Source organism: Shewanella hafniensis (genome assembly GCF_019655335.1).
GTDB classification, from domain to species: Bacteria; Pseudomonadota; Gammaproteobacteria; order Enterobacterales; family Shewanellaceae; genus Shewanella; species Shewanella hafniensis.
The window spans coordinates 1-9796 of record NZ_BPFD01000115.1; the positions used below are offsets into that span (position 1 = coordinate 1).

Sequence of the window (9796 nt, forward strand, 5' to 3'; positions counted from 1 at the left end):
GTTTTGAATAGTAACAAAATTTACTGAGTATTTTGGCTGGTTATTTCGCCACATCTTAAGTTGACCGTCATTTTGATGGAAATAACGCTATATTCCGTGATTTTGCCGGTATTGGGCGTGGGAGAACACTGAAATTAACGGCAGATTGTGGGGCAAAATCTCACTATACTGACAGCTCAAATACCACAGAATATTATCAGATGAATTCAAATAGCGGAACTATAGGTCGTTGGCAAGGTGCGGGTTTAATGGCGACCACTTTGCTTGGTACTGGGGTGTTTATTTTGCCTCAGATGACAATTGAAAAAGCGCAGTCTGGCGCCCTAGTCGCGTGGATATTGCTCACCTTAGCCATTATTCCTGTGGCGCTGGTTTTTGGTCGTTTAGCGAGTGTATTTCCCCATGCCGCTGGCCCTGCTTATTTTGTCGAAAAAGCCTTTGGTCGCACCGCTGGTCGAACAATTGGACTGATCTTTTTACTGGTTGTGCCCATGGGGGCGCCGGCCGCGATTTTGATGACCTTTCAGTTTGTGAATGCCTTAATGCCGATATCGGGTTGGTCCAAGGTCGGTGTTGAAGTATTAGTGATTGTTGGCCTGTTCCTGATTAATTTAAGGGGGATTCAAGTGTCGGCCAAGCTGCAATTTGGCCTGACGCTGTGCATAGTGGCCGTCGTTGTCCTCTTGTTTGGCGCAAGCAGTTTTCAGCCAGGTCACCTGACAACACTCGCCAGCCATGGTATGCCTGAAATGCCAACCGTGATGATTGCCGCTGGCATCGCTTTTTGGAGTTTCTTGGGCATAGAAGCGATGACGCATTTGGCTGATGATTTTCGCCGTCCGCAGCAGGATATGATCCCCGCTATGATGATGGGCACTGTGCTGGTGGGGGTCATTTATGTGGCTTGTACACTATTACTACTATTAGTGCCGACGGATAAAAGCGTCGCCATGATCGGCGTATTTGACCAGTTGCTCGGTGGTTACGGCGCACAAGTGATCGGCGTGTTGGGGATTGCAAGTGGATTGGCCACTGTAAACGTGTATGCGGCCAGTGCGGCACGTTTAGTGTGGAGTTTTAGCTGTGAAGGTATTTTGCCGCGTTTCTTTGCGGTGAAGAACGCCCATGGCGTACCCATTCGCGCGCTGGCAGCACTGTTATCTGTGATGGCGAGCGTGATAGTGCTGACTTATCTTACCGGACAAGAGTTAGAACACCTTATTGCATGGAGCAACGGTGTATTTGTGGTGATCTATTTGATGGCCATGTTAGCGGCCGCTAAGTTATTACCGCGCCATAATTGGCCACTCGTCGCGCTGGGTTGCGCGTTTTGCTTGGCATTAGGTCTTGCCTTAGGTGCGAGCATGTCCTATGTATTGGTACTGATATTAGTGGTGGCGCCATTTCTGTGGTGGCAAAAGACCCATATTAGCCGCAAGCAAGGTGTAGCGATTCCTGAGTAATCCTGACAAAAGTTCAATCAAAAAGCCCTGAGCTCTTGTAATACGAAAGAGACTGCAGGGCTTTTTTGTGCGCTTTGAGGTGTCAGTGGATTAAATTTTTTGATCTAATTTAAAGTCTAACTGCACTTGCTGATTAAGTTGCGCAACGGCTTTGCCCGCATCAAATTTCGGTTTGTATTTCCAATTCTGTACCGCTGATAACGCTGCCTTATCGAAAACGCGCTTAGGGTTCGCATCTAATACCCGCACATTACTCACAGTGCCATCGGCCGTAATATCAAACCCCACAACGACATAACCTTCTTTACCACTTTGCGCCGCATCTATGGGATAACGAGGCGACACTTGCACAACTGGTAAGGCTTCAGCTGTCATCGCAGATTGCGTATAGAGGGTGGTTTGCGTTGGCATTTCAGGCATGAATATCTCAGGGGTAAAAGCTAAAGACTCGCTGGTTTCACCGGGGACACTCACACGCTCCCGTGCAGGAATTGGCTTGGGTGGTTCGGGCTTCGTTTTTTCTTTTGGTGGTATCGGCGTGCGTTTTGTCATCAGTATATTGATTTGCGGCGCATCCGAGGCTTGTCCTGTGACAGTTTGTGGTTTGTTGATGAGCTGCGCCATAAAGACGAACAGCCCTAAGGTGATTAAAGCGCTAGCTAAGATAAGACCAGTGCGGCTAACGAGTGCGTTTTGGCTCATATTGCTTCCTTACAGTGAGTTAATGGCCTTTTATCAATATCACTCTTTACTGAATTTTTGAAATATTTATTTACAATTTAACTAAGATTGCGCCTTTAGCGTTAAGGGGTCAGCTCCGCTTTCGCTTAACGTCAGCCTGCGTAGCGCTTTGTCGATCTCGGAGCAGGATAGAATCGAGTGTGATTAAATTAAGTTAAGTTAAATCGAGAGGTAAACCTTAAGTCTGATGACCGCCATGCTTTGTTGCCGAAGGACTGCACATTACTGATATTTAATGTATCTCGGTGAGCGAGGCGATAACTTGTGTTCTATATTTTGATCATTCATATAGAAGGATCATAAAAATGGATTCAGCTGCGTTACTCAATCGAGTGGATGAATTACCCAGGTTACCCAAGGCGATCAGTGAGCTATTAGACGCAGTCAATGACGACAATGCGACAGTAAAAAGTATTGCCACTAAGGTTGCACACGATCCCTTAATCAGCGCTAGAGTATTACGCCTTGCCAACTGTGCCCACTACGGACGCAGTCGAGAGGTGGGCACGATCGACGAAGCCGTGGTGCGTCTTGGGATGCAAACCCTGCGTACCTTAGTGCTTGCATCGGCTGTAATTGGCGCTGTTCCTAAGTGTGAAGGAATCGACTTAGCCCAATTTTGGGGACAAACCTTTGAGATTGCCCTTTATAGCCAAGAAATGGCGAAACGTTGTGGTGTTATGCCTGAAGAAGCATTTACCTGCGGTATCTTGCATCGAATTGGCGACTTACTCATTGCGGCCGTGTCACCTGAAGATGCGGCGAAAATTGCTGAAGCCGTGGCGCAGGGCAAAGATAAGCATGAGTTTGAACGTGAGTTGCTTGGATATGATTCACCCGATATCGGCGCATTGCTGGCCAAAAATTGGAAATTCACCACAGCGTTGGTGGAAGGTATTTTATATCAAGATCATCCTAAGGATTCGGACCCATTCTCAAAACTTGCCGCATTACTATGCCTATCTTACAAAGTGCTGGATGAGTGGGACACGATTGAGGATGATGAGAAAACCAGTTGGTTATCCCAGTTAGCCACCAAGAAAGGATTAAGAATGGAGATGGGGGGATTGCGGACTAAGTTGACTGAGTTACGCGGTTCAGGGTTCGAAATCGGTAGAGCCTTAGCTTAGGGTTTAGGTGAGTTGGGTTTAAGTCAATCGCGCGGCAGGACAAATCATTTTTAGTCAAAGGCGATATCAATAGAGTCTTGAGACTATAGCGTGAATGTGAAACGAGATAGCGTTTTGCATTCACGCTTTTTTATGCGACGGATTAATCAATTGTTACCTTGATTTTACCGTGGAATTACTGAGGCGCTTGATCAGTATGTCGATTGGCGGCGATGGCAAGATTGCGCATTTGAATTAACTCGCTGTGTTTGAGGTACAGCAAATCAGCGGTACGGCGAATGATTTGGTCTTCATATTGGGATAACTGCCCATCGGCATAGGCCAGTTGCCACATGGCGAGCAATAATTGCTGCTTTTGCGCTAGGCTAAATTCGGCGTTAATCGCTGAGGTAAATTCAAACAGTGAGGTCGCGCTACCTTGCACACTTTTAGCTTCAGTAATCAGTGTTTTAGCGTCAGCTTCTGACATTGATAGCGTCTCTGTCAGTAGCTTAGGCAATAAGGCTTCTTCCTCAGCCGTTAAGGTATCATCGGCAAACACCACTTCAAGTAACATGCTCGCTGCGGCGAGTTTAAGTTGATGCGCCTTGTCTTCAGGTGAGACTGCTTGCGTATGTGCTTCAAAGAATCGTCTTAACTTCGCAATCATATTTGGCGGTTCTCATGTTGGGGGGAATATAAGGTAGAGTCGATTGAGGGGCGAAAGTTCACCCTAAGCACTGAGTTGCTTAGGGTGAGATAAAATGGGATTACAGTAGCGAGTTCAGACCTTTCATCAGTAAGTCAGAGGTGCCTTCAGTGCCATTGGTTTCTAAGTAAGACTTAGCAATGTTGATCATTGGCATCGCCAGATCTTTAGAAATACCCAATTTTTCAAAGGCGTCTAACACCATAGCACTGCCTTGCAGTGATGAGCCTAAATTACCCGCCTTGGATAACAAGCCAGAAACGCCTGATGTTGAGTCCAATTTAGGTGCTGCCGCTAACAAGCTATCGGCATTAGGAATGCTGGCAGCCAGTTTTGAATAGTCGGTTGTCCCTAGGCTTGATTGCGCTAAGCCTAATAAACTGCCTAAGCCACCTTCGGCTTGAGTTTGGTTTAAACCCAATTGTGACATGACGTTGCCAACCAAATCATTTGACTGAGTCGCTGTCGCCGTCGTGGCCGCTTTTTCCGTTTTGGCTTGAGTTCCGGCCAAGTTATCTAACCATCCTGCACTGGCTGGCGCCGCTAAAATACAAGTGCCGAGGAAGATCGAGAGGGTAAGAGTGTGTTTCATATGGAAGCGTCCTTTGATGGTTTGCGCACGTGTTCGCAGGACAGTTTAGCGGGTTTGCAACTTTTGTTGCAGTAGTTTTCTGTGATTTACGATTCACACTGGTGATTTCTGCTGTGCATTGCAACGGGATTTTCGGTATCCTTAGCGGCAATTCTAAGTGTTAATTCATTTCAATTATTTGGAAAGTCGCATGTCACTGTCCGCAATTTTGTCAGAAGCCTATAACTTCTTCCGTAATCATCTGGCGCAACTCGCTATGCTGACGATTCCATTACTTTTGATCCAAGTGGGGATCCAGTTGTGGCTTGGCGTAGAGATGAGTAAAGTCGATCTTGAAAATCCACAGTTTGGCGCACCACACATGGTCGCCATGATGCTGTTACTGCTCACCTTTTCGGTATTAATCGCCGCGTTGACGCTGTTTTTAGAGCTGCGTTCTCAAGGGCATAGTCCTTCTGCCGGCATGGTGCTGAAGGCCAGTTTACCTTTCGTTCCACCACTATTATTAGCTGGGGTGTTTTCTGGTTTAGCGATTTTAGCGCCAGTGATGCTGTTTGCTGCCTTTGGTCCTGTGTGGCTGGTGGGGTTGGTTATTAGCTTCTATCTCTTCGCCCGTTTGGCCTATGTGAACTTTATGGTCGTGGTTGAGCGTTTAACACCGCTGGAAGCCATCAAGGGCAGCTTTAGCTTTAGCGGCCCTATCGTGTTGAAAACTATTGCACTATTAATGCTATATCTGCCTCTTTCTGTGGTGGGTAATCTGCTGTCAGGTGCCGCCGCTATGGGCGGATTACCGCTGCAAATGCTATCGGATACCTTTATGTCTTTCATTGGTTTATTCGTTAACGTGGCTTTGTTCCGCTTATATATGGTGTCGAAAAAACCAAGCGTCGAGTAATGTAAACTCAATTCAGCCTGCAGGGAATCACTCATGGGGACGAAAACAGTCATTAAGGATAGTGAGTTTATCCAAGATTTTTCGGCTTCCTTGAGTGATGACTATCTCAAAGCGAAAAGCTATGTGCAGGATGTGCCGACTCAGTCGCTACTGCACATTCGCAGCTTTACCCACAAGCTTACTGAGTTACTGGGACAAGATAAGCAAATCGCGTTCTCGAGTCCGAATCTATACGATAGGATCGAGCAACTAAATCAGCAGCGTGTTATCGATGTTAAGACGACCCGCGCCCTGCATCGATTGCGGGCCGACGGTAACCGCGGCGCTCATCCTGAAAAATATCACCTGACCCAAGCGCAATTGCTCGCGCTGGCGCAAAAATCTATTAAAGATGTTTTGGCGCTAGTCGAACACTTGTATCCCAAGGTTAAAGGCCAAGTCGCACCTGATTATCGTTATGAAGCATCTGATACTCTGACGGCGAAGGATTTATGCTACCGCGCTGTGATGGAAGATGACGCCGAAGCCCAATATCTAGTGGGGATATCCTTTAAGACCAAGGCTCTGATACTGAAAGAGCAAGAGCAGCAACAAGATCAAGAATTTGTCACTTCAGCTGAAGCTACTGCTAATCCAGAGCCTTCTGGCGTTTTACCTCTTACTTCCCACATCAGCGCCGCTGACAGTTTTGCCCGTGCCGCCTATTGGTTTGCCCTTGCGGCGCCTAAGCATATGGAAGCCTTACATGAGCACGGTGTGGCCTTGATCCACGGTTATCAAGGTGTGCCAGAGGTGGCGAAAGGTGAGCAACTTATTGCGACGGCGGCCGAGGCTGGGGTCGTCAATGCGATGGCGTTATTGGGATATTTTTATCTTGTCGGCAGTGAGTCGTTTCGACCCGATAGTCAGTTGGCACTGCAATACTTACAACGCGCCGCAGAGGGTGAGCAAACCGAAGCAATGGCAAATTTAGGTGTGCTGTATTATCAGCAAAAAAATCTCGCCCAAGCCTATCATTTTATAAGCAAAGCCGCACAAGCGGGTTATCCCCACGCTCAGTATCATTTGGCATTAATGCTCGCCAATGGTGACGGTTGTACTCGAGATATGATTGCCAGCGAGTATTGGATGGCAGAAGCTGCCGAGCAAGGACAACTCGATGCTATGCTCACGCGGGCGCAGCATATGCTCAATGATGACAATGCCTTTGGCAGTGATTTGACTCAAGCTGAGGATTATCTGCGCCAAGTGATCAAATATAGCCACAGTGTGCCTGCGATGATTGAGCTGAGTATGGCGCTGGCTGATGGTATTTTAGGGCGAATTGATGTCGTTGGATCTGCCGCTTTGCTTAAGCTGGCACGGCAAAATGCCAATAAAAAAGAGACTGATCTTATCGAGCCTCTGTGGCGCTCATTGATATTACAGATTGAAAATGTGCTTGAGGTAACCCAAGATCCCGCAGAAATTCACAGCCTTAAACGCGCGCAGACCTTACTCGGTTAAGCGCAGTTTTGCTTTGACTGCATTAGATTAGTGTTCATCCTCTTTATGCTCAAAAGTGCGCCCTTGATGGCGTGTCGCATTAGATTCCCTAACAATAGTGTCAGATCCATAAACTTGACTCTGTGGCTCATCAGTCGCGTGGGCATGCTGCGTTGCGTTTGCCTGAGCCTGATTAAACTTAGCCAACTGACGTGCCATGTAAAAACGGCTAAACAGGACTAAACAACCGAGCCCAATGGCGCCAAATAAGAGCACGAAGGGCAATAAAAATAGTGATAAACAAATTAGGCTAATGCTAATTGCCATCGCTAACCAAGCCCGTGGGCCAGAAATTCGGGTCTGCAGTGGGCTCTGTTGGAACTGTTGAAAAATCATAAGAACTCCTCGATAGGCAGTGGACATTTAGTGTGCAATAGCGAGTGCGTCTAGGTCACGTTAATCTTGATTAATTTACTTTATTTTACTTCGAAGCTTATTTGGGTGTTACGGATTGCTTTGAAATGTGATCACATGCCAACCCATGTTGGTATCTGGGCGGTACTTGGTTAATTAGATGTGTTTTATAAGGTTTTTTGATGTAAATCTGAGCAATTTCTTTGCTAATTGAACAAAATATGAGAAAATCCAGCTCAATTAAACTGCAGTTTTAACTCGGTTATCCGCCTTATTACTTAGCGATGTAATTGCGATGGTAATTGCGATGGTAATTGCGATGGTAATTGCGATGGTAATTGCGATGGTAATTGCGATGGTAATAGTAATTGCGGTAGTAAATGTTCGTTCGACCTGCTCAAACACCCTCTTGTTTCACTGCTTTGTTAATTAATTAGATGCCAACATGAACTCATATTCGCTCAAGCAAAAAATTCTGTTCTCCGTCGTGGTAGCCCTTTCACTCGTGATTGGTTTGTTGTCATGGCAAAGTTATTCCAGCCAAAAAAACCAGCTGTTACAAAACAGCCTAAAACAAGTGCAGCGCTTAGGTGAGCAGCAGGCAGAGCGAATTCAAGAATGGTTGCTTGTCCGCCAAGATATTATGGGAGCCCTGGCGAACAAAGTTGAAGGTGATAGCCTCAATACACTTCAACAAGCTCAAGTATCAGGCCGTTTTCAGCTGACCTATTTCGGCTCTCAAGCAGGGCAAATGTTGGATTCTGATCCGAGTATTGATCGTACGGGCTATGATCCTCGCAGCCGCCCTTGGTATCAACAAGCCATCAGTGAGCGCGGTCTTATTTTGACAAAACCTTACGTGGATGTTGCCTATAACATTCTGGTTGTGACTATGGCGCAGCCTACCGCACAAGGTGTTGTGGGTGGTGACTTATCTATCGCAAGCCTAGTTGACGGTGTTAATCGGATGAAGTTACCGGCAAACGGTTATGCCATCATGATGCACAAAGACGGCACAGTGATCGCTTATAAAGATCAAGCTAAGACGATGAAACCTATAGGTGAAATCGACAATGAACTTAATCGCAACTTACCAGAACAGAGCCGTACAGCGGGTACTCTGTTGCCTATGTATTTTGAAAATGAAGGACGCGACAAGTTAGTTTGGAGCGTTGATATTCCTAATACAGATTGGGAATTAGTGTTAGTGCTTGATAAGGAAACGCTAGAAGCGCCACTCACGAGCCTGTTACTTACTCAACTGGGGCTATCGGCACTTGTATTGCTCTTGAGTGTGTTAGCGATTTCTTGGTTAGTTGGCATGTTACTGGGTCCTCTGAGTCGAGTATCGCAGGCACTGGCGCGTATCGCCGATGGTAACGGTGATTTAACTCAGCGTATTTCCGTCGATACTCAAGATGAAGTGGGCGTACTTGCCGACAGCTTTAACCGTTTTGTCGGTAGTCAACATCAGTTGATCAGCCATATCCGTCAGTTAGCGAATGAGTTAGATGCTGATGCTGAACGTAGTCTTACCACCACGCAAACCTCGGTGGCTGAACTGCAACGTCAGCAACAGGAAGTGGCTATGGTCGCGACCGCAGTAACTGAAATGGCGAGTGCGACCAATGAGATTGCGGCCAATGCTGAAAACACAGCGACGGCGGCTCAACAATCTGCAGCGAGCAGTTTACAGGGTAAAGAGTTAGTCAATAAAACCCGTAACTCGATTAATTCTCTCGCAGATGAAGTGACTCAAGCAACGGATGTCATTGGCGATTTAAGTCGTCACGCTAAGTCTATCTCGAGTATTCTGGCGACAATTCAAGGGATTGCTGAGCAAACTAACCTGTTGGCGCTTAACGCAGCCATTGAAGCGGCTCGTGCTGGCGAGCAAGGCCGTGGCTTTGCCGTGGTCGCCGATGAAGTGCGTGTACTGTCACGCCGTACTCAGGATTCGACCCAAGAAGTGCATACCACGATTGAAACGCTACAACGGACTACCGCTCGAGCAGTCAGCTTGATGGAAAGCAGCCAAGCATTAGCGGGTCACAGTGTTGATGATGCGAATGCAGCGGCAAAAGCCCTTGAAGAGATTACACAAGCGGTCAACGTGATTTCAGATATGGCAGGCCAAATTGCGACTGCAGCGGAAGAGCAGACTCAAGTGACGGGTGAAATCACCCAAAATACGGTTGCGATTAAAGATGTGACCGATGAGATTACCGCCTCGGCCATGGCTGATTTGGCACAGGCGCGAGACTTAAAAGCCCGCGCTAACGATCTTAATGCACAGGTCGCGACCTTTATTCTATAGCCTAAGCTTAAAATAGTGAATGGTGTAGTTTTATATAAAAGTGTCATGTAATAAAATGACACTTTATT

At 46.8% G+C, this 9796-nt stretch carries 9 protein-coding genes; 5 read left to right on the forward strand and 4 right to left on the reverse strand.

The features are described from left to right. The first annotated feature begins 200 nt into the window (after positions 1-200). The gene (gene yjeH / locus K5Q99_RS20510) at positions 201-1463 is read left to right on the forward strand and encodes an L-methionine/branched-chain amino acid transporter (RefSeq protein WP_220777974.1); all 1263 of its coding nucleotides are present in this window, start codon (positions 201-203) and stop codon (positions 1461-1463) included. A 90-nt stretch (positions 1464-1553) separates the two neighbouring features. On the opposite strand, the gene K5Q99_RS20515 is transcribed toward yjeH, so the two are convergent. Next, complete coding sequence (locus tag K5Q99_RS20515) at positions 1554-2165, reverse strand: energy transducer TonB (RefSeq protein WP_220777975.1); 612 nt, start codon at positions 2163-2165, stop codon at positions 1554-1556. 344 nt (positions 2166-2509) lie between these two features. Here K5Q99_RS20515 and K5Q99_RS20520 point away from each other — a divergent pair, with 344 nt between their 5' ends. Further along, on the forward strand, positions 2510-3334 hold the full coding sequence (locus tag K5Q99_RS20520) for an HDOD domain-containing protein (protein WP_106649055.1): 825 nt from the start codon (positions 2510-2512) through the stop codon (positions 3332-3334). 175 nt (positions 3335-3509) lie between these two features. On the opposite strand, the gene K5Q99_RS20525 is transcribed toward K5Q99_RS20520, so the two are convergent. Together K5Q99_RS20525 and K5Q99_RS20530 are read right to left on the reverse strand one after the other, a co-directional pair. Then, entirely contained in the window at positions 3510-3983 is a 474-nt protein-coding gene (locus K5Q99_RS20525; protein WP_006079650.1) for a tellurite resistance TerB family protein, read from the reverse strand. Between the two features lie 100 nt (positions 3984-4083). Next, positions 4084-4614 carry a DUF2780 domain-containing protein gene (locus tag K5Q99_RS20530; protein WP_106649057.1) on the reverse strand — a complete coding sequence of 177 codons (531 nt, stop codon included), beginning with the start codon at positions 4612-4614 and terminating at the stop codon, positions 4084-4086. A 190-nt stretch (positions 4615-4804) separates the two neighbouring features. On the opposite strand from K5Q99_RS20530, the gene K5Q99_RS20535 reads away from it, so the two are divergent. Together K5Q99_RS20535 and K5Q99_RS20540 are read left to right on the forward strand one after the other, a co-directional pair. Then, positions 4805-5512 carry a hypothetical protein gene (locus K5Q99_RS20535; protein ID WP_106649058.1) on the forward strand — a complete coding sequence of 236 codons (708 nt, stop codon included), beginning with the start codon at positions 4805-4807 and terminating at the stop codon, positions 5510-5512. Between the two features lie 33 nt (positions 5513-5545). Further along, positions 5546-7018 carry a DUF4145 domain-containing protein gene (locus tag K5Q99_RS20540; protein WP_220777976.1) on the forward strand — a complete coding sequence of 491 codons (1473 nt, stop codon included), beginning with the start codon at positions 5546-5548 and terminating at the stop codon, positions 7016-7018. 27 nt (positions 7019-7045) lie between these two features. Here K5Q99_RS20540 and K5Q99_RS20545 read toward each other — a convergent pair whose 3' ends face one another. After that, the gene (locus tag K5Q99_RS20545; RefSeq protein WP_220777977.1) at positions 7046-7393 is read right to left on the reverse strand and encodes a hypothetical protein; all 348 of its coding nucleotides are present in this window, start codon (positions 7391-7393) and stop codon (positions 7046-7048) included. 463 nt (positions 7394-7856) lie between these two features. On the opposite strand from K5Q99_RS20545, the gene K5Q99_RS20550 reads away from it, so the two are divergent. Further along, entirely contained in the window at positions 7857-9728 is a 1872-nt protein-coding gene (locus K5Q99_RS20550) for a methyl-accepting chemotaxis protein (RefSeq protein ID WP_220777978.1), read from the forward strand. Positions 9729-9796: the final 68 nt, after the last annotated feature.